Source organism: Pluralibacter gergoviae ATCC 33028 = NBRC 105706, assembly GCF_001598855.1.
Lineage (GTDB): Bacteria > Pseudomonadota > Gammaproteobacteria > Enterobacterales > Enterobacteriaceae > Pluralibacter > Pluralibacter gergoviae.
Genome location: NZ_BCZS01000003.1, coordinates 270,851 through 295,341, shown reverse-complemented (window position 1 = coordinate 295,341; position 24,491 = coordinate 270,851). Strand labels below are relative to the sequence as shown.

At 58.9% G+C, this 24,491-nt stretch carries 22 protein-coding genes; 11 read left to right on the top strand and 11 right to left on the bottom strand.

The features are described 5' to 3' along the window. Positions 1–82: 82 nt before the first annotated feature. The 7 genes from ENGE1_RS05540 (at position 83) to mgtU (ending at position 7,750) form a co-directional block, all read left to right on the top strand. Positions 83–619 carry a GNAT family N-acetyltransferase gene (locus tag ENGE1_RS05540; RefSeq protein ID WP_043083960.1) on the top strand — a complete coding sequence of 179 codons (537 nt, stop codon included), beginning with the start codon at positions 83–85 and terminating at the stop codon, positions 617–619. A 108-nt stretch (positions 620–727) separates the two neighbouring features. After that, entirely contained in the window at positions 728–2,179 is a 1,452-nt protein-coding gene (locus ENGE1_RS05535) for a tagaturonate reductase (RefSeq protein ID WP_048252765.1), read from the top strand. A gap of 244 nt (positions 2,180–2,423) precedes the next feature. Then, positions 2,424–3,338 (top strand): bestrophin family protein, encoded by a 915-nt coding sequence (locus tag ENGE1_RS05530; protein ID WP_048252719.1) that lies wholly within the window; start codon positions 2,424–2,426, stop codon positions 3,336–3,338. A gap of 619 nt (positions 3,339–3,957) precedes the next feature. Beyond that, positions 3,958–4,653, top strand: a complete 696-nt coding sequence (locus ENGE1_RS05525; RefSeq protein ID WP_087464862.1) for an MgtC family protein — start codon at positions 3,958–3,960, stop codon at positions 4,651–4,653. Between the two features lie 155 nt (positions 4,654–4,808). Next, entirely contained in the window at positions 4,809–7,541 is a 2,733-nt protein-coding gene (gene mgtA, locus ENGE1_RS05520; RefSeq protein WP_048252718.1) for a magnesium-translocating P-type ATPase, read from the top strand. Between the two features lie 18 nt (positions 7,542–7,559). Next, on the top strand, positions 7,560–7,652 hold the full coding sequence (mgtR, locus tag ENGE1_RS28350) for a protein MgtR (protein ID WP_098939801.1): 93 nt from the start codon (positions 7,560–7,562) through the stop codon (positions 7,650–7,652). Between the two features lie 11 nt (positions 7,653–7,663). Continuing rightward, positions 7,664–7,750 carry a magnesium transporter protection protein MgtU gene (mgtU, locus tag ENGE1_RS29180; RefSeq protein WP_254712453.1) on the top strand — a complete coding sequence of 29 codons (87 nt, stop codon included), beginning with the start codon at positions 7,664–7,666 and terminating at the stop codon, positions 7,748–7,750. Between the two features lie 174 nt (positions 7,751–7,924). Here mgtU and ENGE1_RS05515 read toward each other — a convergent pair whose 3' ends face one another. Together ENGE1_RS05515 and ENGE1_RS05510 are read right to left on the bottom strand one after the other, a co-directional pair. Continuing rightward, positions 7,925–9,199 (bottom strand): Glu/Leu/Phe/Val family dehydrogenase, encoded by a 1,275-nt coding sequence (locus tag ENGE1_RS05515; protein WP_064360560.1) that lies wholly within the window; start codon positions 9,197–9,199, stop codon positions 7,925–7,927. 330 nt (positions 9,200–9,529) lie between these two features. Further along, positions 9,530–10,864 (bottom strand): aminotransferase-like domain-containing protein, encoded by a 1,335-nt coding sequence (locus ENGE1_RS05510; protein WP_064360559.1) that lies wholly within the window; start codon positions 10,862–10,864, stop codon positions 9,530–9,532. Positions 10,865–10,968: 104 nt separating this feature from the next. Here ENGE1_RS05510 and ENGE1_RS05505 point away from each other — a divergent pair, with 104 nt between their 5' ends. Further along, a complete protein-coding gene (locus tag ENGE1_RS05505; RefSeq protein ID WP_048252716.1) occupies positions 10,969–11,856 on the top strand; it encodes a DMT family transporter in 888 nt (295 codons plus the stop codon). Positions 11,857–11,901: 45 nt separating this feature from the next. Here the strand turns inward: ENGE1_RS05505 and ENGE1_RS05500 are convergent, their stop codons facing one another. After that, positions 11,902–13,305 carry a glucose/sorbosone family PQQ-dependent dehydrogenase gene (locus ENGE1_RS05500; protein ID WP_048273191.1) on the bottom strand — a complete coding sequence of 468 codons (1,404 nt, stop codon included), beginning with the start codon at positions 13,303–13,305 and terminating at the stop codon, positions 11,902–11,904. A 340-nt stretch (positions 13,306–13,645) separates the two neighbouring features. On the opposite strand from ENGE1_RS05500, the gene ENGE1_RS26770 reads away from it, so the two are divergent. Then, complete coding sequence (locus tag ENGE1_RS26770) at positions 13,646–13,951, top strand: hypothetical protein (RefSeq protein WP_052097926.1); 306 nt, start codon at positions 13,646–13,648, stop codon at positions 13,949–13,951. 9 nt (positions 13,952–13,960) lie between these two features. Here the strand turns inward: ENGE1_RS26770 and ENGE1_RS05490 are convergent, their stop codons facing one another. Genes ENGE1_RS05490 through ENGE1_RS05475 form a run of 4 tightly spaced genes read right to left on the bottom strand, consistent with a single transcriptional unit; the run spans position 13,961 to position 17,263 of the window. Continuing rightward, on the bottom strand, positions 13,961–14,620 hold the full coding sequence (locus ENGE1_RS05490; RefSeq protein ID WP_162268884.1) for a methionine ABC transporter permease: 660 nt from the start codon (positions 14,618–14,620) through the stop codon (positions 13,961–13,963). After that, positions 14,617–15,408: a methionine ABC transporter ATP-binding protein gene (locus tag ENGE1_RS05485; RefSeq protein ID WP_053075532.1), complete on the bottom strand. Its 792-nt coding sequence runs from the start codon at positions 15,406–15,408 to the stop codon at positions 14,617–14,619. Before ENGE1_RS05485 ends, ENGE1_RS05490 begins: the two co-directional genes overlap by 4 nt. Then, on the bottom strand, positions 15,405–16,214 hold the full coding sequence (locus tag ENGE1_RS05480; RefSeq protein ID WP_048273190.1) for a MetQ/NlpA family ABC transporter substrate-binding protein: 810 nt from the start codon (positions 16,212–16,214) through the stop codon (positions 15,405–15,407). Before ENGE1_RS05480 ends, ENGE1_RS05485 begins: the two co-directional genes overlap by 4 nt. Positions 16,215–16,234: 20 nt before the next feature. After that, positions 16,235–17,263, bottom strand: a complete 1,029-nt coding sequence (locus tag ENGE1_RS05475; RefSeq protein WP_048252713.1) for an isopenicillin N synthase family dioxygenase — start codon at positions 17,261–17,263, stop codon at positions 16,235–16,237. A gap of 361 nt (positions 17,264–17,624) precedes the next feature. On the opposite strand from ENGE1_RS05475, the gene ENGE1_RS05470 reads away from it, so the two are divergent. Further along, positions 17,625–17,924 carry a hypothetical protein gene (locus ENGE1_RS05470; protein WP_043083979.1) on the top strand — a complete coding sequence of 100 codons (300 nt, stop codon included), beginning with the start codon at positions 17,625–17,627 and terminating at the stop codon, positions 17,922–17,924. 460 nt (positions 17,925–18,384) lie between these two features. On the opposite strand, the gene ENGE1_RS05465 is transcribed toward ENGE1_RS05470, so the two are convergent. Further along, positions 18,385–19,083 (bottom strand): RES family NAD+ phosphorylase, encoded by a 699-nt coding sequence (locus ENGE1_RS05465; protein ID WP_048252712.1) that lies wholly within the window; start codon positions 19,081–19,083, stop codon positions 18,385–18,387. Then, positions 19,076–19,750: a hypothetical protein gene (locus ENGE1_RS05460; protein WP_048252711.1), complete on the bottom strand. Its 675-nt coding sequence runs from the start codon at positions 19,748–19,750 to the stop codon at positions 19,076–19,078. Before ENGE1_RS05460 ends, ENGE1_RS05465 begins: the two co-directional genes overlap by 8 nt. Positions 19,751–19,996: 246 nt before the next feature. On the opposite strand from ENGE1_RS05460, the gene ENGE1_RS05455 reads away from it, so the two are divergent. Further along, positions 19,997–22,642 (top strand): excinuclease ABC subunit UvrA, encoded by a 2,646-nt coding sequence (locus ENGE1_RS05455; RefSeq protein ID WP_048252710.1) that lies wholly within the window; start codon positions 19,997–19,999, stop codon positions 22,640–22,642. 3 nt (positions 22,643–22,645) lie between these two features. Here ENGE1_RS05455 and ENGE1_RS05450 read toward each other — a convergent pair whose 3' ends face one another. Next, positions 22,646–23,935, bottom strand: a complete 1,290-nt coding sequence (locus ENGE1_RS05450; RefSeq protein ID WP_048252709.1) for an arsenic transporter — start codon at positions 23,933–23,935, stop codon at positions 22,646–22,648. Positions 23,936–23,986: 51 nt separating this feature from the next. After that, positions 23,987–24,307 (bottom strand): metalloregulator ArsR/SmtB family transcription factor, encoded by a 321-nt coding sequence (locus ENGE1_RS26760; protein ID WP_043083992.1) that lies wholly within the window; start codon positions 24,305–24,307, stop codon positions 23,987–23,989. Positions 24,308–24,491: the final 184 nt, after the last annotated feature.

Below are 24,491 nucleotides of genomic sequence, written 5' to 3'. Positions count from 1 at the left end.
CTATCACGAAATCCTATGACCCTTCGGCTTGCATTGCCGCCGGCGGCTGAGATAGTAGAGGCTCAATAATAAGGAGCCTTTTATGCCTGCGGATATCCGCCTTGTACAACTCTCCGCGGACGCCGTCCGCGACCGCATCTCCCAGCTCGCCGACGTGCTTGAGGACTGCGTCGCCGGCGGCGCCTCCGTCAGCTTTATGCTGCCTTTTCATCGCGATACCGCTATCGCCTTCTGGCAGGGCGTGGCCCGCAGCGCTGCCGCTGGCGAACGCCGCGTGCTGGCGGCAATTGACGATAAAGATACGGTTATCGGCACCGTGCAGCTGATCGTCGATTTACCGGAAAATCAGCCCCACCGGGCCGAGGTCGCTAAGCTGCTGGTCCACTCCCGCGGCAGGCGGCGCGGCATCGCCGCCGCGCTGATGGCGGAGCTGGAGCGCCTTGCCGCCGCCGGGAACAAAACCACGCTGGTGCTCGACACCGCCACCGGCAGCGGCGCGGAGACATTTTACAGCCGCTGCGGCTGGCAGCGGGTAGGGGTTATTCCGGCCTTTGCGCTGATGCCGGACGGTGAGATGACGGGCACGACGCTGTTTTACAAGCAGTTAGCCCCGCAGTAACAGATAGTCGTCTGCGCTTTGATCCAGACAGGGGTTTTATGGTTCTGAAGTCTGCTAAGTTATCAGACCAATAATCAGAGCTGTATGACCAATAATAAGGGGCCCCTTGTGAAATCATTAAACCGCCGCGACTTCCCCGGCGCGCAGTACCCTGAGCGCATCATTCAGTTTGGCGAGGGCAACTTCCTGCGCGCCTTCGTGGACTGGCAGATTGACCTGCTCAATGAGCAGACCGATCTCGATGCGGGCATCGTTATCGTGCGCCCGATTGACAGCGACTTTCCGCCGTCCCTGAGCATTCAGGACGGCCTGTACACCACGATCATTCGCGGTCTCAACGAACAGGGGAAGCGGGTCAGCGACGCGCGGCTCATCCGCAGCGTTAACCGTGAAATCAGCGCCTACGGCGACTATCCGGCGTTTCTGGCGCTGGCCCACAATCCCGATATCCGCTTTGTCTTCTCTAACACCACCGAGGCCGGCATCGCCTGGCACGAGGGCGACAAGTTTGATGATGCCCCGGCGGTGAGCTATCCCGCCAAGCTGACGCGCCTGCTGTTCGAGCGCTACAGCGCGTTTAGCGGCGCGGCGGATAAGGGCTGGATCATCATTCCCTGCGAACTGATTGACTACAACGGCGATGCGCTGCGCGAACTGGTGCTGCGCTACGCCCGCGAATGGGCGCTGCCGGCGGCGTTCACCGCGTGGCTTGAAAGCGCTAATACTTTCTGCTCAACGCTGGTAGACCGTATTGTGACCGGCTATCCGCGCGATGAAGCCGCCGCGCTGGAAGCGGAGCTGGGCTATCGCGATGCCTTCCTCGATACCGCAGAACACTTCTACCTGTTCGTTATCCAGGGGCCGCAGTCGCTGGCCGCCGAGCTGCGCCTCGATAAGCTGCCGCTGAACGTGCGCATCGTTGATGACATCAAACCCTACAAAGAGCGCAAAGTCGCTATCCTCAACGGCGCGCACACCGCCCTGGTGCCGGTGGCGTTTCAGGCCGGGCTGGATACCGTAGGTGAGGCCATGGACGACGCGGAGATCTGCGCCTTCGTGGAAAAGGCGATTCATCAGGAGATCATCCCGGTGCTGGATCTGCCGCCGGCGGAGCTGGCGTCATTTGCCCGCGCCGTGACCGGCAGATTCCGCAACCCGTACATTAAGCATCAGCTGCTATCGATTGCCCTTAACGGCATGACCAAGTTCCGTACCCGCATTCTGCCGCAACTGCTGGCCGGGCGGGAGCAGGGCGGCCATCTGCCGCCGCGGCTCACTTTTGCCCTGGCGGCGCTGATTGCCTTCTACCGCGGCGAGCGCGGGGCTGAACACTATCCGGTACAGGACGACGCCCGCTGGCTGACGCGCTATCAGCAGCTGTGGGGCCTGCACCGCGACCAGCAGATGACCACCCGCGGCCTGGTTGAGGCCGTACTGGGCGACGACGCGCACTGGCAGCAGGACCTGAATCAGGTGCCAGGCCTGACCGATGCCGTGACGCGCGACCTTGACGCGCTCCTCAGTCAGGGGATGCGCCAGGCGGTTAAGCCGCTGTGCTGAGTGGCTGAATCACGCGAACCCGGCCGGGCGCCGGGTTTTATTATAAAGCTAATTAGTTACAACATACTATTAGCCACTGATCACACTCCCGTGTCAAGCCTCCAGCCTGACTTAACACTTGAGGCATAACCCATTTCTGCAGCAAAGGGGGGTTATCAATTTGTATATAAAAAGTAGGGAGTGATTGAAATAGCGATGCAGAACACGTTAAATTGCCGCAGCATCCCCTCTTCGACGATAAACCATGATTGTAAGACCACCTGAACACTGGCTGACCCGGACCCTCGTCTGGCACGGATCGGTGCTCTCTAAAATCTTTACCCGGCTGCTGCTTAACTTTCTGCTCTCCGTGGCGGTGATTATTATGCTGCCGTGGTACACCTCGCTCGGCATCCGGTTAACCGTCGCGCCGTTCAGCATTCTCGGCGTGGCCATCGCCATCTTCCTCGGCTTTCGCAATAACGCCTGCTTTGCCCGCTATGTGGAGGCCCGCCACCTGTGGGGCGAGCTGGTTATTGTATCGCGAACCGCGCTGCGTGAGGTAAAAAATACGCTGCCGGAGGGTGCCGATGCGGCCGCCTTCGCCCGGCTGCAAATCGCCTTCGTTCACTCCCTGCGCATGCAGCTCAGGGGGCTGCCGCAGCGGAAGACGCTGGCCCGTTACCTGGATGAAGCGCAGCTTGAGGAAGTACTGGCCGTGCAGTCGCCGGCCAACCGCATCCTGCAGCTGATGGCGGGCTGGCTGGCGGCGCACCGCCGCCGCGGTGCGCTCTCGGACATTCTGTTCAGCAGCCTTAGCAACCGGCTGGCAGAGATGTCGGCGGTGCAGGCGGGCTGCGAGCGTATCGCCAATACGCCGCTGCCGTTTGCCTATTCGCTGATCCTGCACCGCACTGTCTATCTGTTCTGCATCATGCTGCCGTTTGCGCTGGTCTCCGACCTGCACTATATGACGCCGTTTGTTTCAGTGCTGATTTCCTACACCTTTATTTCGCTGGACGCGCTGGCGGAGGAGCTGGAGGAGCCGTTTGGCTTTGAAAATAACGATCTGCCGCTGGATGCCATCAGCACCGCCATTGAGATCGACCTGCTGCAGATGAATGACGCCCGGGAAGTGCCGGCTAAGCGGGAGCACGATAAGCACTATCAGCTAACCTGAGCCGCAGAATAATGGCAATTCGCGTTAAGAAACCGGTAAGCGTTTCCGTGTGTAATAGGCGTACACACGCAAGGAGACCTCGCATGGAAAAAAAGATCCAGACCGTCCTCAACCTGATTCTCTTCGCCTCGCTGTGCGTAACGGCCTGGGATCTGTCGCTGCTGCGCGATGTTAACTGGTAGCGCGGCGGGCGACCATAAAATGATTAGCGATTAACTCCGGTTCGCGCCGGGGTTAAGGTTATCGCGACCGGCTTGCGCATTAAGGTCATTCTAAACAAATCGTCACTAAAGCGAGATTTTAACTTTACTCGAATAATCGAATGACTATAATAAGCACAAATTCACACAGGAGAAATATGTTGGACAGTCACCCTTACTTAAACATCAAGGCAAGCTGACGCTATTTTTTCTGCGCTGCTTGCCAACCGGCGGGCAGCAATCTCCTCATCCAGACGATTGCATCCCATAAAAATAACGCAGCATGGCTGCGAGGATAATCGTCATGTTCATGTTTAAAAATACATTATTCCCTCCACCGTCAGCACGACGTTAATCGCCTTTGCGGCGATAATTTGTCGTGTGCTTAATAAAGCACGTAGTTAATTCTTCCAGCAAAAATGGAGGAAGCTATGTTGATGTTTCCTTATATCGCAAATTTACTCGCCGCGATGCTATTGGGCGCGCTGATTGGCGCTGAAAGACAGTGGCGTCAGCGTATGGCCGGCCTGCGCACTAACGCGCTGGTCGCCACCGGCGCGGCGGTTTTTATTCTGAGCTCTATTTCAACATCGCCGGACAGCCCCGGACGTATTGCCGCGCAGGTGGTTTCCGGTATTGGTTTTCTCGGCGCCGGCGTCATCATGCGTGAAGGCATGAACGTGCGCGGCCTGAATACCGCCGCAACCCTGTGGTGCTCTGCGGCGATTGGCGTACTGTGCGGCTTAGGCCAGTTCTGGCAAGCGGCGGCGGCAACGCTTATCATCCTCTGCGCCAATATTCTACTGCGCGAAGCGGCGCAGAGAATTAATCAGGTCCCCGGCGCGAGAGAAGAAGAGAAATGCTACGTCCTGAATATTGTCTGTCAAAGCGAATATGAAAATGCGATTCGTCAGCTATTGCTTAATATCAGCAAAGAGATGACGCTCAGCCTTCAGGGACTGGTATCGACAGCAGCAAAAGATCAGGGGCATAAAGAAATCCGCATCGAACTGGTGGGGAATGCCGACTGTCGTAAAGCGCGGGATCTCATTATGACAAGAATTGGCGGGGACGAAAACATTACGTCAGTCCGCTGGTGCGTCGAGGGAAGTTAATCTCGCAACTATTTTACTCTGACAATCATTTGTCTAAGGAGTGAATGATGGATATTCCCAGGCCATTAAAGTAACAAGCGTTTAATAACGTAAAAAGGAATTATGCATAAGTTATTTATGCAGGGATAACGACGACTTAAATTTGAGGATTAATCATGACTGACATGAAAATAGAAAACCGGAAAATAAACCGGTCTGCGTCAGAAAATGATAAGCAGAATAAGAAAAGCTTCGCCATTGAAATCGAGGCATTTAACAGCCCGGATCATACGCTGGCGCGCTTAAACAGCAGTCGCCAGGGGCTCACCACCGAAGACGCCCTTGAACGACTGGATGAATATGGCCGCAATGAAGTGGCGCATGAGCAGGCGCCGCCGGCGTTGATCCAGCTTCTGCAGGCATTCAACAACCCGTTTATCTATGTCCTGATGGCGCTGGCCGCCGTCAGCTTCGTGACCGATTACTGGCTACCGCTGCGTAACGGTGAAGAGACCGATCTGACCGGGATCATCATTATCGTCACGATGGTTAGCCTGAGCGGGTTATTGCGTTTCTGGCAGGAGTTTCGCACCAACAAAGCGGCGCAGGCGCTGAAATCCATGGTCCGCACCACGGCGACGGTGCTGCGTCGCGGTCCCGGGAATACGGGGCCGGTGCAGGAAGAGATTGCCATTGAGGAGCTGGTGCCCGGGGACATCATCTTCCTGGCGGCGGGGGATCTGGTTCCGGCGGACGTCCGCCTGCTGGAGTCCAGGGACCTGTTTGTCAGCCAGTCGATACTCAGCGGCGAGTCGCTGCCGGTTGAGAAGTATGATGTTCTGGCCAGCGTTTCCGGCAAAGGATGCGACAGGCTTCCCGAGCCGAACAAAGATAAAAGCCTGCTGGAGATGGGCAATATCTGTCTGATGGGCACTAATGTGACCAGCGGCCGGGCGCAGGCGGTGGTGGTGGCTACCGGAAACCGTACCTGGTTTGGTTCGCTGGCGAAATCCATCGTCGGCACGCGTACCCAGACGGCCTTCGACCGCGGAGTAAACAGCGTCAGCTGGCTGCTGATCCGCTTTATGCTGGTCATGGTGCCGATTGTGCTGCTGATTAACGGCTTCAGCAAAGGTGACTGGGTTGAGGCCTCGCTGTTTGCCCTGGCGGTAGCGGTTGGCCTGACGCCGGAAATGCTGCCGATGATCGTCAGCTCCAATCTGGCGAAAGGCGCTATCGCCATGTCGCGGCGCAAAGTGATCGTCAAGCGGCTGAACGCCATCCAGAACTTTGGCGCTATGGACGTGCTGTGTACCGATAAAACCGGCACGCTGACTCAGGATAATATCATCCTTGAGCATCATCTTGATGTCAGCGGTCATGAGAGCGACCGGGTGCTGACGCTGGCCTGGCTTAACAGCAGCAGCCAGAGCGGGGCGCGCAACCTGATGGATCGGGCGGTGCTGCGCTTTGGCGAGGGGCGGATTGCGCCGGCGACCAAAGAGCGCTTTGTCAAACTTGATGAACTGCCGTTTGATTTTGTCCGCCGTCGGGTCTCGGTGTCGGTGGAAGATGTCCGCCACGGTGATAAAAGCCTGATCTGCAAAGGCGCTGTCGAAGAGATGCTGATGGTCGCCACGCATCTTCGCGAAGGCGACAATGTTGTGGCGCTGGATGACACCCAACGCGATCTGCTGTTAGCCAAAACGAAGGACTATAACGCCCAGGGCTTCCGCGTGCTGCTGGTCGCAACGCGCAAGCTGGATGACGCCGCTCTGACCACGCCGCTGTGCACCGACGATGAGCGGGGACTGACTGTTGAGGGAATGCTGACTTTCCTCGATCCGCCGAAAGAGAGCGCGGGAAAAGCCATTACCGCACTGCGCGAAAACGGCGTGGCGGTGAAAGTGCTGACCGGCGATAACCCGGTGGTGACGGCGCGTATTTGCCTGGAAGTGGGTATCGATGCCAACGATATTCTGACCGGCGCCCAGATTGAAGCGATGACGGATCGCGAACTGGAGCGCGAAGTGGAAACGCGCTCAGTTTTCGCGAAGCTGACGCCGCTGCAGAAGTCGCGCATCCTGAAAACGCTACAGAAAAACGGCCACACCGTCGGCTTTCTCGGCGACGGCATCAACGATGCGCCGGCCCTGCGCGATGCGGATGTCGGTATTTCGGTCGACAGCGCTGCGGATATCGCCAAAGAGGCATCGGATATCATCCTGCTGGAAAAGGATCTGATGGTGCTGGAAGAAGGGGTGATCAAAGGACGTGAGACGTTCGGCAATATCATTAAGTACCTGAATATGACCGCCAGCTCTAACTTCGGCAACGTATTCTCGGTACTGGTGGCCAGCGCGTTTATTCCGTTTCTGCCGATGCTGGCGATTCATCTGCTGATCCAGAACCTGATGTACGATCTCTCCCAGCTCTCGCTGCCGTGGGACAAAATGGACAAAGAGTTTCTGCGCAAGCCGCGCAAGTGGGATGCGAAGAATATCGGCCGTTTTATGCTGTGGATTGGCCCAACGTCGTCCATTTTTGATATCACCACCTTCGCGCTGATGTGGTACGTGTTTGCGGCAAATAACGTTGAGGCCCAGGCGCTGTTCCAGTCCGGGTGGTTTATTGAAGGGCTGCTGTCGCAAACGCTGGTCGTGCATATGCTGAGAACGCAGAAAATTCCGTTTATCCAGAGCCGGGCGACGTTGCCGGTGCTGCTCACCACCGCGGTGGTTATGGCGATCGGGATCTACATTCCGTTCTCGCCGCTGGGAGCGATGGTCGGACTGGAGCCGCTGCCGCTGAGCTACTTCCCGTGGCTGGTCGCGACGCTGCTCAGCTATTGCCTGGTAGCGCAGGGGATGAAGCGTTTCTATATCAAACGTTTCGGTCAGTGGTTCTGATAATAAGGAGGCGCAGAGATGAATCGTTCTCCGGACATCATCATCGCGCTGATATTTTTCCTGATGGGTCTGCTGGTACTGGTGCTGGCAATCTGGCAAATCCTGTTCTGAAAGGGGGCGCGATGCGCAGAGGATCGCTGGATAACGTCTTTATCCAGGTGGCTATTATTGCATTCATCATTATTCTGCTGACGGTCTGGATTAGATAAGAGACTTTTTGTCTCGCCCGCTTGCCGGGCGGCGGCTAACGTCTGCCCGGCCTACCGTTCACGTACAGGAAAATTGAGGATCGCGTATGGTGGAGCGTGGCGCAGGCAGAATAGAAATAGGGAAATAATGACAAGTGGGCCTCAGGCGGCCCACTAAGTCGCATGACAGGGTGATTAACCCGGATAAATACCGCGATCTTTACGCGCCAGCAGAATACGCTCGCAGGCAACAATATAGGCGGCGGTACGCAGGGAGCAGTCTTTTTCGCTGGCCTTGTTCCAGACGTGGATCATGGCGTCGGTCATGATCTTATCCATCCGCTCGTTGATCTCCTCTTCGCTCCAGAAGAAGCTGGCCATGTCCTGGACCCACTCGAAGTAGCTGACGGTCACGCCGCCGGCGTTACATACTACGTCCGGCACCACAATGATACCGCGGGTCGCCAGCACGTCATCAGCGTCCGGATAGGTCGGGCCGTTGGCGCCTTCAAGAACCAGTTTACATTTCAGGACTTCAGCGCGGTGGCGGGTGATCTGCCCCTCCAGGGCGGCCGGGATAAAGATATCCATATCCATGCTCCAGAACGCCTCGTCGTCGATGGTTTCAGCGCCCGGGAAGCCGGCGATCTGCTTATGCTCGGTCTGCCAGGCGGTGAGGGCGGCCATATCGATACCGTCCGGGTTTGACAACGTGGCGGTATGATCCTGAATGGCCACTACGCGCGCGCCGGAGGCGGCGAACAGGCGGGCGGCTTCACTGCCGACGTTACCGAAGCCCTGTACGGCTACGCGTGCGCCTTCAACAGGAATGTTGGCGCGGCGGGCCACTTCGCGGCCGCTGATCCACACGCCGCGGCCGGTGGCTTTCTCACGGCCCAGCGAACCGCCGAGGTGAATAGGTTTGCCGGTGACAACGCCGGTAACGGTCGTGCCGTGGTTCATGGAGTAGGTATCCATCATCCACGCCATCACTTTGCCGTTGGTGCCGACGTCCGGTGCCGGGATATCTTTCTGCGGCCCGATGATGATGCCGATTTCGCTGGTGTAGCGGCGGGTCAGACGCTCAAGTTCGCCTTCAGACAGCTTGAAGGGATCGACGCGGATGCCGCCTTTCGCCCCGCCGTAGGGCAGGTTGAGCGCGGCGCACTTCACGGTCATCCAGGCGGAGAGGGCCATCACTTCATTCAGATCGACATCCGGGTGATAGCGCACGCCGCCTTTACCCGGCCCGCGCGACAGGTTGTGCTGGACGCGGTAGCCTTCAAAGTGGCGGATAGTGCCGTCATCCATCTGTACCGGAATATCGACAATCAGGGCGCGCTTGGGATGGCGCAGGGTATCAACCCAGTGGGAGAGTTCGCCGAGATAGGGCGCAACGCGCTCGATTTGTTGCAGATAGGTGTTCCAGGCAGATGTGCTGCTATCTGAGGCGTAAGATAACTTATCCATGATGAACCTTTAGTTTTGTACGTGGTATGTTCTTTATTTGGCCGTGGTCATAGTGATACTCACTATGTGAGCATCAATTTAACACTTTATTAAATTCTTGTATCCGGCGGCCCGAGAGGGAAAGTGTACGGCGATGCACCAAAATAATGCATCTCCGCCGCGCCCGGCCCTTGCCGCCTGCGGAGGTTGGCATTACCTCATCTTTTTATATGCACTTTATCTGCATAAAAATGAAAAATGACAATTTTTCAAAAGTTTGACGCAGCTCTAAAAGTAAATGCAATGAAAATAAATTGTGTCGGCGGTGTGTCTCATACAGATGGAGTAGGCCTACAGATAGCGGCAGTACTCAATCCCGGCGGCAATCTTCTGCAGCGCGTCGCGAAGCTGGGCGAGCGTGACGGAGCCGAGCGCGAGGCGCAGCGCGTGCGGAGGGCTGCCGGTGGTGCAAAACGGTTCCGCCGTTGAGAGCGAAACGCCGTCATCCCTCAGCCGCCTGATGACCGCCTCGGCGCGGATCTCCTCCCCCAGCGGCAGCCAGCTGTAGTAGGCGTTCGGATGGCCTGTGGGCTTTAGCGGATGCAGCATCTCCCTCACCAGCTGCTGTCGGCGCCGGCCGTCGGCCCGCTTCTCCTCTTCCAGCCGCGCCAGGGTGCCGTCGGCTATCCAGCCGCAGACGATACCGCTCAGCAGGGCGGGCGTATTCCACGCGGTGGCGCGAATGGCGCGCTCAAGGGCGGGCAGCCAGGCGTCGGGCGCCGCCACGGCGCCTACGCGCAGGCCGGTGGCGATATTTTTCGAATAGCCGGTCACGTAAAGAGTCCTTTCGGGCGCCAGGGCGGCCAGCGGCGGAGGCGGGGAGTCCGCAAGAAAGGCGTAGGCGGCGTCTTCAATAATCAGCAGATCGTGCGCGCGGGCGACGGCCACCAGGGCGTCGCGCCGGGAGGCGCTCAGCACCCAGCCCAGCGGATTGTGCAGCGTCGGCATGACGTAGAGGGCGCGAACGTGTCGGGTGCGGCAGAGCGCGTGCAGCGCATCAGGACAGGGGCCGTCGGCGGTGACCGGCAGGGGCAGCAGCTCAAGATGCAGCAGGGTGGCCAGCACCTTAAAGCCGGGATAGGTCAGGGCATCCACGGCCACGGCGTCCCCGGGCCGCAGCATAGCCATCATCGCCACGCAGAGGCCGTGCTGGGCGCCGCTGACGATGAGCACGTTATCCGGGCTGACATTCAGCCGGCGGCGGCGGAGGTCATTGGCGATCTGCTCGCGATCCGCCGCTCTGCCGCCGTGCGGCTGGTAGCGCAGCAGCGCGGCAATATCGCCGGAGGTCGCCACCTGGCGAAGCGCCTGGCGCAGCAGTTCGCCCTGGTCGTCCAGCATCGGCGAATTGAAGTTCAGATCGAGCATGCTGGCGCCTACGGCGTCCTGATCGATACCGAGTCCGGCGGGCAGCGTCAGGTCTCTGACAAAGGTGCCCCGGCCCGCTTCGCCGCTGACCAGCCGCATCGCCTCCAGCTCCTGATAGACGCGCGTCGCGGTCGCCAGCGACACCCGCCGCTCGGCGGCCAGCCGCCGGTGGGTCGGCAGCTGGGTGCCCGCCGCCAGGCCGCCGGAGCGGATCGCCTGCGCCAGCTCGTCAACGATCGTTTTGTACCGCGCCTTCATCACTGTATCCATGACAATTATTTGATTGTACCGAATGCTGCTCACTATTCTGCTGGCTGTCAACGCCCCTGCGCGGGGCCCATTCAGCAATGAGGGAATAAACAGTGGATAATTCAGCAGCGCAAAGCGCCGCGCCGCGTTCGGCCAGCGGCTGGCTAAACGGCCTGGCGGGTGTGGTCATCTTCAGCGGTTCGCTGCCCGCCACGCGGCTGGCCCTGCAGGACTTCGAGCCGGGATTTCTGACCTATGCCCGCGCCACGCTTGCCGCGGCGGTGGCGCTGGTGCTGCTCGCCGTACGGCGGGAAGCGCTGCCGCTGCGGGCGCACGCCGCCGGGCTTGCAATCACCGCCTGCGGCGTGGTGGTGGGCTTCCCGCTGCTGACCGCGCTGGCGCTGCAGCACATCACGGCGGCGCGCTCTATCGTTTTTCTGGGGCTGCTGCCGCTCGCGACGGCGCTGTTTGCGGTGGTCAGAGGCGGGGAGAGGCCGCGCCCGGCGTTCTGGCTGTTTTCGCTCGCAGGCAGCGCGCTGGTTGCCGGCTTTGCCCTCGGGCAGCCGGCGGCGGCCTCGGCCACAGGCGATCTGCTGATGCTCGCCGCCGTCGCGGTCTGCGGCCTGGGCTACGCCGAGGGCGCACGGCTTTCTCGTAAGCTCGGCGGCTGGCAGGTGATCTGCTGGGCGCTGGTTGTCGCGCTGCCGGTTATGGCCGCCGGGGCCGTTTATTCGTTACCTTCGTCCGCTGCGGCGATTCATCCGACCGCCTGGGCCGCGCTCGGCTACGTGTCGCTGTTCAGTATGCTGATAGGTTTTATTTTCTGGTACCGGGGGCTGGCCATCGGCGGAATCGCAGCCGTCGGGCAGCTTCAGCTGCTGCAGCCTTTGCTGGGTCTGATGCTCTCGGCGCTGCTGCTGCACGAATCGATCGGCACAGCGATGCTGGCGACGACGGCTGGGGTGATCCTCTGCGTGGCCGGTGCGAAAAGGTTTGCCTGACGGGAAGTGGGGAAGAAGCCGCCGGGGGGCCGGCGGCTGAGGACGCTATTTACCGGTGTATTCAAACACGATAATCGAGCCCGGGTTAGCCAGGTTTTGGGTCGGCTTGTTGCTCTCATCCATCGCGCCGTTGAAGTTGTCGGTCGCGACGTAGATTTTGCGGGTGTCAGGGCTGACCACCGCCATGCGGTAGCGGTTGGTGGTGTGGAACTCTTTCGCCACGTCGCCCTGCACGTTTTTGGTGTCATCGTTGAGCAGCACGCGGTAGATGGCGCCGTTTTTCAGCGACGTTATCAGCAGCGAGTTACGGAAAGATTTAATGACGCCGTCTTTCGGATAGTAGGCCACGCTGGAAGGCGCGATGGTCGGCCAGCACATGTAGAACGAATCGCCGCAGCTGGCGTCGTTATAGGTGTAACCCTGCGGCACGGTGAAGAAGGTTTTCACCGGCGGCTTGAAGTTTGGCGCGTTCCAGTCGGTCTCTTTTTGCACCGGCACGCCGTCCGGGATGTGGTTCGGATCGTACTTCACGGACTCGCAGTCTTTGGCCTTCGAATAGTTGGCGTAGACGTAGGCCTGATCGTCGCGGTAGCCCGCAACGTGCGGCCAGCCGTAGTTGCCACCGGCCTGCAGGATGTTCAGCTCATCATCCGAAGATGGCCCCTGCTCAGAGGAGTAGAGCGTATCGCCAACGAACACCAGCCCCTGCGGATTGCGGTGGCCGTAGGTAAACAGGTGGCTCTTCACGCCTTCGATAACCGGGTTATCATCGGGGATAGAGCCGTCGCTGTTCAGGCGCAGCACTTTACCGACGTAGGCGGAGTAATCCTTTTTCTCAAGCTCCGCGCTGGTCGGCAGGCGCTGGGCTTCGATAGGCTCGCAAACGTGCTTGCCCTGGTTATGACCCTGCTCACCAATGGTGTAGTACAGCTTGCCGTCTGGCCCAAAGCGCAGGCGGCCGCCGTTGTGGTCGCTGCCCGCCGGAATACCGGCCAATACGTCCTGCTGGTTACCCAGCGTGTGGGCTTTCGGATCGTATTCAAAGCGGACGATCTTCGCGCGCTCGCTGTCGCCGTTCATGTAGGTGTAGGCGGCATAAACGTAATTCTTACTGTCGGACTTCAGGAAATCAGGGGAGAGCGCCAGGCCCAGCACGCCTTCATGCTGCGGACCAATTTTCACGTCGGCAATTTTCACCAGCACCTGCTTTTTACCGCTCTTCGGATCGATGCGGTCGATCGTTGCCCCTTTACGCTCGGTGACCCACAGGTAGCCATCCGGCGCCCACACCATATCCCACGGCGCATCCAGGCCGCTGACCAGCACGTGGGCGGCAAACGGCTCAGCAATCTGGACTTTGCTCTGCGCTGCGCTGTCTGCTGCATAAGAGATGCCGCAGGCTGCGATGGACAGCGCTACGGCCTGCCCGATTAAAGATAACTTATTCATTTCTTATCACTCCATGCCATGAGGTATATTCAATTAATGCGTTGAATCCTTAACAACGTTTTTCAGTATAGGTCACCGTTGTTTTAGACGCGTTGTAATGTCGTTAACCTGTCGTGAACGCGATTTGCGTTAAATCATGGCAACGGGGTTAGTGATGCGTTTTTGTCTACCTGTCAACGAAAAGTAAGGGTGTGCTATGAGGATCTACTGGACCCGGCGGAGTATTCCCGAGTTCGCGGGACTTTCTCCCGCCGTCAGAAATAAAAACTTCAGGGATGCGGTGCGTGCGGTAAATACTCGCGCGGTATATTGGATGGGCACTGGACTATCTTTTGCTGTAATGATAGCCGTACTCATGCTTTCCCCGCGCTTTATTAATCATCCTGATATGGGGCGCTATGCCGGGCTGATAATTATTCCGGGGATACTGATCGGCGCTTTTATCTGGCACCAGTTTGCCATCTTTGCCATGAGGAAATATTACCCGCATATTCTGCGTCGCGGCCAGGACCTCAGCGGTGAAACCGAAGCCGGGCGGCTTATCCGCGAAGCAAATGATGCGGAATATAAGCGCTGGCGCGTGGCCCGCTATGCGCTGCAGGTCGGGCTGGCGGCGCTGGCCCTGGCGCTCATGGTGCATTTGTAAGCCGCGCGTCTATCGTCGATGCGCCAGCCGTCGGACCAGCCGGTCGCCCGTCATCTGGACGACCTGCACCATAGCGATAAGCAGCACGATGGTGCCGAACATCACCCGGTTGTTAAAGCGCTGGTAGCCGTAGCGGATCGCCAGATCCCCCAGCCCGCCGCCGCCGATGACGCCGGCCATCGACGAGAAGCCAATCAGCATGATCACCGTGAGCGTTACCCCGGCCAGCAGGGCCGGGAGCGCCTCCGGCAGCAGCGCTTTAAAAATAATGTGCCGCACGCCGCCGCCCATCGATAGCACGGCCTCAATGCGCCCGTAGTCGACTTCATCGAGCGCGCTTTCCGCAAGCCTTGCGAAGAAGGGAAAGGCGCCGAGGGTAATGGGCACGATGGCCGCCGTGCTGCCGAGGGTAGTGCCGACGATCAGGCGGGTGAGGGGGATCAGGGCGATCAGCAGGACGATGAACGGCAGCGAACGGCCGGTATTGATGATGGCGCCGAGCAGGGCGTTGATTTTGGGCAGCGGCGCCACGCCGCCCGGCCTGGACACATAAAGCAGTACCCCGGTCGGTAGCCCCAGCAGGACGGTAAACAGCGCAGACAGGCTTACCATATAAAGAGTTTCCAGCGTGCCGTCGTACAGCAGCGGCCACAGCGCATCCCAGCTCATGCTACTGTGCATAGCGGCCTCCCGTTTATGCCGTGGCGTGCAAGAAACGCCTCCTCAGCCCGCGGGTCGTGCAGCAGCTGCTGGCGCAGCCTTGACCAGGGCGCGGTCAGCAGATCGGCGATGCGGCCGCTCTCTACAAGCTCGCCGTGTTCCAGCAGGGCGGCGCTGTCGCAGAGCGCTTTGACCACCTCCAGCTGGTGAGTGATCAGCACAATCGTCAGCTTCAGCTGGCGGTTTATTTCCGCCAGCAGGTCGAGGATCGATACGGTGGTCTGCGGATCGAGGGCGCTGGTGGCCTCGTCGCAGAGCAGCACGCTGGGCCGCGCCGCCAGCGCGCGGGCGATACCGACGCGCTGCTTCTGCCCGCCGGAGAGCTGCGAAGGATACGCCTCCCCCTTATCCTGCAGGCCAACCAGCGCCAGCAGCTCCTCTACCCGCGCCCTGCGGGCCGCCTTTGCAACCCGGCCAATTTCCAGCGGCACGGCAATGTTCTCCGCCACGGTGCGGGCGTGAAGCAGGTTGAAGTGCTGGAAAATCATCCCGGTGCGCTGGCGGTACTCGCGCAGGGCGGCGCCATTCATGCCGATGATATCGCACCCGTTCACCAAAATTGCGCCGGACGTTGGCCTCTCCAGCAGATTAAGGCAGCGAATCAGCGTGCTTTTCCCGGCGCCGCTGCGCCCGAGGATGCCGAAGATCGTCCCCGCCGGTATCTGCAGGTTAATCTCTTTCAGCGCCGGCTGGCCCGCACCGGGGTAGGTTTTATTCAGGCCGATGATCTCAATCACGGCTGCTGCGCTACCGGGATCACCGAACCGCTGTAGGTTTTGCGGATGAATTCCGCCACCTGCGGCGAGGTCAGGTCTTTGGCCAGCGTCTTGATGCGCGGGTTGTTGGCCAGCGCAGGCGTGGTGACCAGCAGATTGGCGTAGGGGTTGTTGGCGGCGCTCTCAAGCCCCAGGGCATCTTTCGCCGGCGACAGGCCCGCCTCCAGCGCGTAATTACCGTTAATCACCGCTAAATCCACATCATCAAGCGAGCGGGGCAGCTGGGCGGCTTCAACCTCGAGGATTTTCAGATGCCGGGAATTACCGCTGATGTCTTTCACTGTCGCCAGCGTGGTTGAGGGATCGCTAAATTTACCGCCGAGGGTTATCAGCCCCGCCTTTTGCAGCAGAAACAGCGCCCGGCTCAGGTTGGAGGGGTTGTTCGGTACCGCGACGCTCGCGCCGTCCGGCAGCGACTTGAGGTCCTTATGCCTGCGGGAGTATATGCCCAGCGGCTCAATGTGTACCGAAGCGACGACGGTAAACGTCTTGCCCAGCGCCTGCTCCTGGTCTCTCAGGTAGGGCAGATGCTGGAAGTAGTTGGCATCCACATCGCCGTTAGCCAGCAGCTCGTTGGCGTTAACGCCGCTGGTCAGTTCAACCACCTTCAGATCTAAGCTGGGATCGATTTTTTTAACGTAATTCAGTATCTCCGCGTGCGGGACCGGGTCGGCGGCAACCCGCAGAACCTCCGCGTAAGCGCTGCTCCACGCCAGAGAAAGTGACAGGGTAACAAAAAACGGGCGAAACAGGGTCTTATTATGCATAGTGTGGCCTTCAGTTGGGATTAAACGGTGGCGTGTTCAGCGCGTTCGCGAAAAAGATCCGGGTAGTAGCGGGCGGCAACGTCCGGATGCGAGCGCAGACGCCCCTTCAGGTAGTTCCAGCCGACGTCGCGCAGCAGCGGATTCTCGGGATCGCTATCCGGGCCGCGGGCCTCCTGCGCCAGATCGGCGGGCAGGGCGTAGACCGGGACCACCGCATCGAGCTGCGCGCCGAGGAAAAAGGCTATCGACAGGCGCTCCTGACCGGATGGCGGAGAGACAACGCGGTGTACCGTGGCCCGCAAATAACCGTTGGTGGCAAGCTCCAGCAGCTCGCCGATATTGACCACAAAGCTGCCCGCCAGCGGCGCCGCATCGGTCCAGCGGCCGGGCTCAACTTCCACCTGCAGTCCCTGCTGCGCGTCCTGCAGCAAAAAGCTGAGAAAGCCGGAGTCTTTGTGGGCGCCGACGCCCTGATTGCTCTCGCCGGCGGGCTGGCCCGGGTAGCGAATGAGTTTAATATGTTCATTGGGCCGGTCGCCGTAGAGCCTATCGAAAGCATCGGCCGGCAGGCGCAGCGCCTCGGCGAAGGCCCGCAGCAGCATAAAGCCGACGCCTGCCATACTCTTTTGCCACGTTAGCAGGACGGGCTTCAGCTCGGGCAGCGCCTGCGGCCATAAATTCGGTCCCTGCAACCGCTGCCAGCGCGGCGCCCGTTCGCTCAATGGGAGTGCAGGGCGCTCGGCGCCAATATCAAACTGCTCCCGCCAGTCCGGCTGGCCTCGCGTCAGTTCCGACGCCGCGCGGTTATAGCCGCGAAAGTGCGGAGAGTGGATCATCGCTACCTGCTGCTTCTGCGTATCGGGAAGGGCGAAAAACTGCCGCGCCAGGCGCTGAACGGAGCGCTGAAGCCCGGCATCGACGCCGTGGTTAATGAGATAAAAAAAGCCGCTATCGCGGGCAGCGCGGCGAAGATCGGCCAGAAAGGCCGCTTTTTCAGCCGGATTGAGATAACGGGCAAAATCCAGAACGGGCAGGGCAAGTGCGCTCATGGTGTCCTCCATTAGTAGCTGAAAACAGCTTGCCCGAACCTTTGGTGAAGGCCAAATAACCTTATTTTCTAACCTTTTGCAGGCGCGTATTTTGAGCTTCTGCGATTTTTGGATAAGCAGAATATCTGAGGGCTAATACATCCATATAAAAAATAAGATGCGAAGAAATATGTGTTTTATGTATGGATTTGCCGCCGTAATCACATATTAAAGCCGGTCCTTAACCTATGCTTTTACTATCGCGCATTTCAGATCAGGGAGCGATCGCAGGCAGCCGGACGACGTACGTGAGCGCTGGCTGTCGCGTTGTTTAATCATGGTCCAGCCAAATCAGCAGCGGTCCACGCGTAAGGAGTGAGTTATGAATAGCCCCGATGAAAAAAGCCGTAACGTAAAAATTGAAAAAACCGAGCAGCAGGAGTTTCGGGAGAGCTTTCCATCGCTTCAGCCGCTGTTTTTACTGTTGACGGCGATTATATTCGTATTTGCGGTATATATTATTTTTCAAAAGCTCAGCAGCGGCGGCGCGGCGCCAGATGTCGGATTCGCTGTGCTTTGCACCGCAGGCGCAATGGTGGTCTTCTGCGCCGCCTATGTGTTATTGAAAAATCGCGTAGCCTCCGCCTACCATCACTTTATGCATCACTCTCCACATCACTGATTTCCACGTAGCCTGCAGCGGAGTCCGGAAAGACTCCGCTTTTTTGTGCACAGAAAACCCCCAGCTAGGCTGGGGGTTCAGTAAAGCTTTCAGCTTTGAGCCAGTTATAAAAACCCCTTTTGATAAGTCGATATAAACTGATGTGCATCCTGGGCATGTGGTACTGAAGGAGCAGAATGAAGAGTGGCTGTTGCAGAACCGCTATCTGCCGCAACACACCCGGGCTGAGATAGAACAAACCGCTGGAACCGAAGCGACAAAGTGCCGGACATTTTTTCCGATGTTTTGGTGGGTTGGACAAGCCGTGTATGCGCGTCAGTATGTAGTCAAGGATGACCACAAAACGACGAATTCCGCCTGAATCTATATTGGTGCGCATAATGTATATTATGTTAAATAATATCTGAGGATTATGCAGACGCTACTACACAGCGTTATACGCCGGTGTTTCGCTGCCCTTTCATTCTTTGCCCGGCACAATAAGCACATCGAGCTTCTCTGCCAGGTCAAGCACGTCGTCGTAAGTCGCACCGTCATTTATCAGGCTCAGCGACTCACCTATCTGCGCAAGCGATTGTGGTGTCATGCGGTTACCAAAGAGCATCACTGCCCGCGCGCTATCATCCTGCCTGGAAATCCACGTGAGACCCTGCGTCACCAGGCACTGTGCATAAATTTTTTCAGCCCATTGGCGAGTCGTCGGATAGCAATCTTTCTCAGTGTCAATTATCTCTTTACGGCTAATCCCAAGTTTGCGCAACGCAACGCTTGCAAGGTCTATTAACGTCAGGTCTTTAAGCACCAGAAGTGTTGAGTGCACCTGTCCCTGCAGCTTACTTTTGTCGTACGTTTTGAGGCCTGGCGCAAAAGAAACATCGTGAAAGATTGTCTCCATCATCGCGCACGCTTTAGTCACGCCAGCATACAGAGTCGGAATCGGATCACCTTCAGCATTTCGTATTGGGCTAAAGCGGGCATTACCGCGCACCCCGGGATTAAACTGGTCGGCTGAATAGTGCTCATGATGAACGCGATGTAGCACGGTCCCTTTACTTAATGAATATGCTGTTGTTCTTAATTGGCCACTATGAGGAAGCTGAGAGTGCCCTGCTCCATGATTATCCAGCGCATCCGCTGCGCTGGCAGTACGTTTAGCCATGTTCTACTCCCTGAACTTCATCTCTGGCGGCCGCAATCACTTGCTCAGGATGTGAGGCAAGCAGATCCTGAGGCCGCTTGCCGCCCAGAAAACTGTTTGCCGATATAAACCAGAATGCCATTCCCCAGCTGTCTTTATAGCCGTTTAACGCGTCGATCACCTGAGTCAGCGCTTTTAATGGCCGGAAGCCATTATCCTTATCCAGGCCATAGGCCGGAAAGTAATCGACGCCATTGTGGTGGATAGCGAAAATGCGACCGGCCCTCTTCCACTTGTTCGGCTGAGCGCTTGGGTTGGCGGTACTTAACTGCGCCAGCTGTGCCAGCTCGGCGGCATTCAGCCAGTCACCACTGTCCAGAACTGCCTTACGCGCTTTGACCAGCATGGCGGCTTCTTTAAGGATCCGCGGCGATACAGGTGCCGGTGGCATCAGTGCTTCCGCTAGGCGCTCCAGCGCGGCACGACTTTGCTGTTGCTGTAACAGCCCGTACATAGATGACGCTACATTTGACAGGTTTTCGAAAATGACCTGTATCCCAGGATGATTCTGCTCTTCTAACGTGACGACCAGCACCTGGTCTGCATGAGATTTACTGAGACGGCCCCTGACTTCTTTAGGTGTTCCAATAAGAGTCGAAACCCCGGTATGCGCTTTCTGAACGCTCATGGATGTGTTCTCACGTTGGTTATCAACATGATTAAATTATACCATATCTAAGATAACCCACAAAAATCTTCTCCGGTGTTTAATAGATAAAATCTCAATCAACTTCACATCCGGATTGCGAAGATACGGCCTGGCGGCAGCGGCCAGCACTCATTTCAAATCATAGCCTTTTATAACAATGCCTGGCACATCTGCCGCCATCCTACTATGGTGATCGCAACCCGATTTACCCGACGCAGGAAAACCATGGCAAACAAACAACCTGTTCCCCTACCCGCTCAGGCTACCGACGGCGGCTCGGTAGTGGTTCGCGGCGCCCGCGAGCACAATCTTAAAAATGTTAACGTCGCTATACCGCGCAACGCGCTGGTTGTGTTTTCCGGCGTGTCGGGTTCCGGCAAGTCATCGCTGGCGTTTGGCACTCTCTATGCCGAGGCGCAGCGGCGCTACTTTGAATCGGTCGCACCCTATGCCCGCCGGCTTATCGATCAGGCCGGCGTGCCCGACGTTGACGCCATTGATGGGCTGCCGCCGGCGGTTGCACTGCAGCAGCAGCGCGGCGCCAGCAATACGCGCTCGTCGGTGGGCAGCGTGACTACGCTTTCAAGCCTGGTGCGGATGATGTACTCCCGAGCTGGCGCCTATCCGCCGGGCCAGCCGATGCTCTATGCCGAGGACTTTTCGCCCAATACGCCCCAGGGGGCCTGCCCGTCCTGCCACGGCCTGGGCCATATCTATGACGTGACCGAAGCGCTGATGGTGCCCGATCCGACCCTCAGCATCCGCGATAAGGCGATCGCCTCCTGGCCTCCGGCCTGGCAGGGACAAAATCTGCGCGATATCCTGGTCTCGCTGGACTATGACGTCGATACGCCCTGGCAGGCGCTGCCGGAGAAGGATCGGCGCTGGATCCTGTTCACCGAAGAGACGCCGACGGTGCCGGTCTATCCCGGGCTGACGCCGGCGGAGACGCGCGAAGCTATCGAGAAAAAGATGACGCCGGGCTATATGGGCACCTTTACCGGTGCGCGCCGCTATGTACTGCACACGTTTGCCACCACGCAAAGCGCGCTGATGCGCAAGCGGGTCTCCCGCTTTATGGAAGGCAGGCCGTGCCCCGTCTGCCGCGGGAAAAGGCTTAAGCCGGAATCGCTGGCGGTCACCTTCGCCGGGATCGACATCGGCGAATTTATGGCGCTGCCCGTCAGCCGGCTGGCTGAGCTGCTGCTGCCGGTCTCGCGGGGCGATTTCAGCGCCCACCGCGGCGGCGCGGAAACGGATAGCGATGTTACCCGCCGCGACCGCGCCGGACGCGCGAGCAGCGGTAAAGCCAGCCACGCCGCGACGCCAGACGTGCGGCGCACGTCCGCGCTCTCGCAAGAGAAGCAGCTGGCCGCAGCCCAGCTGGCCAGAGGCATTCTCGCCAGGCTGGATCAGCTGCAAAAGCTGGGGCTGGGGTATCTCTCCCTCGACCGGGCCACGCCAACCCTCTCTGCCGGCGAACTGCAGCGGCTGCGCCTCGCCACCCAGCTCAGCGCCATGCTGTTTGGCGTGGTCTACGTGCTTGATGAGCCTTCGGCTGGCCTGCATCCCGCCGACAGCGACGCGCTTTACGATGCGCTGGAGGGGCTGCGGGACGCCGGCAATTCGGTGTTTGTCGTTGAGCACGATCTCGCGCTGATGCGCCGCGCGCAGTGGCTGGTCGACGTCGGCCCGGCGGCGGGCGAAGGCGGCGGCCGCGTCCTGTATAGCGGCGAGCCGGAGGGGCTGAAAGCCGTGCCGGACTCGGTGACCGCGCAGTATCTGTTTGATGAAGTCAGGCCGCCGCGCATGACCGGCCGGCAGCCGATCGGCTGGCTGCAGCTGCGGAATATTCACCGGCACAATCTTCGGGGCGTTGATGCCGATATTGCGCTGGGCGTGCTGACGGCGGTCACCGGGATTTCTGGCTCCGGTAAGTCGAGTCTCTTCGCCCAGGCGCTGCCGGAACTGGTGCTTTCCGCCCTGGGCCAGGAGCCCGCAGAGTCGCCGACGGAAGGCTCCGACTCCGGAGAGCCGTCGGTGCTGGAAAAAACCGTCGGCGCCCTGGGCGGCGATACCGGCACGATAAAGCGGCTGGTTCAGATCGATCAGAAACCGATCGGCCGCACCCCGCGCTCTAATCTGGCTACCTATACCGGACTGTTTGACCACGTGCGCAAGCTGTTTGCCGCCACGCCGGAGGCGAAAAGCCGCCGCTACGATGCCGGCCAGTTCTCGTTCAACGTGGCCAAAGGCCGCTGCCCGACCTGTGAAGGCGAAGGTTTCGTTAGCGTCGAGCTGCTGTTTATGCCCAGCGTCTATGCGCCCTGTCCGACCTGCCGCGGCGCGCGCTACAACGAGGAGACGCTCAGTATCCGCTGGCGCGGGCAAAACATCGCGCAGGTCCTGCACATGACGGTCGATGAGGCTCTGGCGTTTTTTGCTGATGAGGAGCCCGCGGCCCGCCCGCTTCGCCTGCTGGCGGAAATCGGCCTCGGCTATCTGCGCCTCGGCCAGCCCGCCACCGAGCTCTCCGGCGGCGAGGCGCAGCGGATTAAACTGGCCACCGAACTCCAGCGCGCCCAGCGCGGCCACGCGCTGTATATTCTCGACGAGCCGACCACCGGTCTGCACGCCGCGGACGCGGACAGGCTGCTGGCTCAGCTGCAGCGGCTGGTTGATGCCGGCAACACGGTGGTCATGATCGAGCACGATATGCGCTCGGTGATTCAGGCGGACCGCATTATGGATATCGGCCCCGGCGCGGGTCTGGACGGCGGCAGAGTGGTCGCCGCCGGTACGCCTGAGCAGGTGGCGCAGGTCGCTGAGAGCCGCACCGCCCGCTATATTGCCAGGGAACTGAAGGCGTGAGAATTACAGCGTGACGGAAAGCCGCAGCGCCAGTGCGGCCAGCGTGACGAACAGCACGGGCAGCGTCATGATAATGCCCGTGCGGAAATAGTAGCCCCAGGTGATGGTCATATTTTTCCGCGACAGTACGTGCAGCCACAGCAAGGTGGCCAGGCTGCCGATGGGAGTTATTTTGGGCCCCAGATCGCAACCGATAACGTTGGCGTAGATCATCGCTTCTTTGATGACGCCGGAAGCCGTACTGCCGTCAATGGATAAAGCGCCAACCAGCACCGTGGGCATGTTGTTCATAACGGACGACAGAAAAGCCGTCAGAAAACCGGTGCCAAAGGTGGCGGCCAGCAGACCCTTTTCCGCCAGCACATTCAGCACGTCCGAGAGAAACTCCGTCAGTCCGGCATTGCGAAGGCCATAAACCACCAGGTACATCCCCAATGAGAAAATGACGATTTGCCACGGCGCGCCGCGCAGGACTTTACCCGTATCAATCGTCCGCCCCATTTTTGCCACCGCAAACAGGATAACCGCCGCCGCGGCAGCAATCGCGCTGACCGGGATCCCCAGCGGCTCCAGAATAAAAAAACCGGCAAGCAGAACCGCAAGCACTATCCAGCCGGCCCTGAACGTTGCGGGATCTTTAATCGCACTGGCCGGCGTCTTCAGCAGCGCAGCGTCATAGGTCGCGGGAATGTCCCTGCGGAAGAAAAGGTGCAGCATCGCCAGAGTCGTTACGATAGCGGCGAGATCTACCGGGACCATCACCGAGGCGTATTGCGTAAAGCCGAGGCTGAAAAAATCAGCGGAAACGATGTTAACCAGGTTGGAAACGATAAGCGGCAGGCTGGCGGTATCGGCAATAAACCCGGCGGCCATCACGAAGGCCAGAGTGGTACTTTTGCTGAAGCCAAGCGCGAGCAGCATGGCAATGACGATCGGCGTCAGAATAAGCGCCGCGCCGTCATTGGCAAAAAGCGCGGCAACAGCGGCGCCGAGCAGGACTATCCAGGTAAAGAGCAGGCGCCCTCGCCCGTTCCCCCACCGCGCAACGTGCAGAGCCGCCCATTCGAAAAAGCCTGACTCATCGAGCAGCAGGCTGATGATAATCACGGCAATAAATGTTGTCGTCGCGTTCCAGACAATGTTCCAGACCACCGGAATATCGCCGATATGTATAACGCCGCTGGCGAGCGCCAGCGCGGCACCAATGCTGGCGCTCCAGCCGATGCTCAGCCCTTTAGGCTGCCAGATGATCAGAATAAGCGTCAGTAAAAAGATAATCCCTGCCAATACCATCTCAGGCCCCAATAGAATAGATATGATTAAGAGAATGTGTTCGCGCGTTTTCTAACAGGATGACGATGAGGATGCTGACAGCCACCGGCGAACATCTTCACGCATACACTGCCAGGCGATCGTGATATTCTCTGCCGCCCATGCGGGCATATGCGGCGACAGCCGGTAGTAGATCCACTTCCCTTCCCGACGGTCAAGAACAAGCCCCGCCCCGCGAAGAATCGCCATATGCCGCGATATTTTGGGCTGGGATTGAGATGTCGCTCCGCAGATGTCGCAGACGCACAGTTCCCCCGCTTCTCTGAGCAGCATAATGATGGCCAGTCGGGTTTCATCCGAGAGAATTTTAAACAGTTGCACGGGCTGTAGCATGGTTAACCTCGATTCGTCCGAAGACACATATGCTAAAGCATATGTATTGCTTTTTGAACCACCGATTGCTAATGGAGATAAAAGGACGTCTCAGCGCCAGTCGATGCCTGTATCGATCTGCAAATGGACATACGGCCCGGGCGGTCATCAGGAGAGATTGCGATATCCGCGTTTCCCGGATATC

Excerpts from the sequence above, each read along its gene's own strand:
- ENGE1_RS05465 (WP_048252712.1), bottom strand. The coding sequence starts at position 19,083 with ATGGCTAAACGTACTGCCAGCGCAGCGGATGCGCTGGATAATCATGGA.
- ENGE1_RS05525 (WP_087464862.1), top strand. The coding sequence starts at position 3,958 with ATGGAGGAAGCTATGTTGATGTTTCCTTATATCGCAAATTTACTCGCC.
- ENGE1_RS05475 (WP_048252713.1), bottom strand. The coding sequence starts at position 17,263 with ATGAGCGCACTTGCCCTGCCCGTTCTGGATTTTGCCCGTTATCTCAAT.
- ENGE1_RS05510 (WP_064360559.1), bottom strand. The coding sequence starts at position 10,864 with ATGAAGGCGCGGTACAAAACGATCGTTGACGAGCTGGCGCAGGCGATC.
- ENGE1_RS05500 (WP_048273191.1), bottom strand. The coding sequence starts at position 13,305 with ATGAATAAGTTATCTTTAATCGGGCAGGCCGTAGCGCTGTCCATCGCA.
- mgtA (WP_048252718.1), top strand. The coding sequence starts at position 4,809 with ATGACTGACATGAAAATAGAAAACCGGAAAATAAACCGGTCTGCGTCA.
- ENGE1_RS05460 (WP_048252711.1), bottom strand. The coding sequence starts at position 19,750 with ATGAGCGTTCAGAAAGCGCATACCGGGGTTTCGACTCTTATTGGAACA.
- ENGE1_RS05540 (WP_043083960.1), top strand. The coding sequence starts at position 83 with ATGCCTGCGGATATCCGCCTTGTACAACTCTCCGCGGACGCCGTCCGC.
- ENGE1_RS05515 (WP_064360560.1), bottom strand. The coding sequence starts at position 9,199 with ATGGATAAGTTATCTTACGCCTCAGATAGCAGCACATCTGCCTGGAAC.
- mgtU (WP_254712453.1), top strand. The coding sequence starts at position 7,664 with ATGCGCAGAGGATCGCTGGATAACGTCTTTATCCAGGTGGCTATTATT.
- ENGE1_RS05530 (WP_048252719.1), top strand. The coding sequence starts at position 2,424 with ATGATTGTAAGACCACCTGAACACTGGCTGACCCGGACCCTCGTCTGG.
- ENGE1_RS05480 (WP_048273190.1), bottom strand. The coding sequence starts at position 16,214 with ATGCATAATAAGACCCTGTTTCGCCCGTTTTTTGTTACCCTGTCACTT.
- ENGE1_RS05455 (WP_048252710.1), top strand. The coding sequence starts at position 19,997 with ATGGCAAACAAACAACCTGTTCCCCTACCCGCTCAGGCTACCGACGGC.
- mgtR (WP_098939801.1), top strand. The coding sequence starts at position 7,560 with ATGAATCGTTCTCCGGACATCATCATCGCGCTGATATTTTTCCTGATG.
- ENGE1_RS26760 (WP_043083992.1), bottom strand. The coding sequence starts at position 24,307 with ATGCTACAGCCCGTGCAACTGTTTAAAATTCTCTCGGATGAAACCCGA.
- ENGE1_RS05490 (WP_162268884.1), bottom strand. The coding sequence starts at position 14,620 with ATGAGCTGGGATGCGCTGTGGCCGCTGCTGTACGACGGCACGCTGGAA.
- ENGE1_RS05470 (WP_043083979.1), top strand. The coding sequence starts at position 17,625 with ATGAATAGCCCCGATGAAAAAAGCCGTAACGTAAAAATTGAAAAAACC.
- ENGE1_RS05450 (WP_048252709.1), bottom strand. The coding sequence starts at position 23,935 with ATGGTATTGGCAGGGATTATCTTTTTACTGACGCTTATTCTGATCATC.
- ENGE1_RS26770 (WP_052097926.1), top strand. The coding sequence starts at position 13,646 with ATGATAGCCGTACTCATGCTTTCCCCGCGCTTTATTAATCATCCTGAT.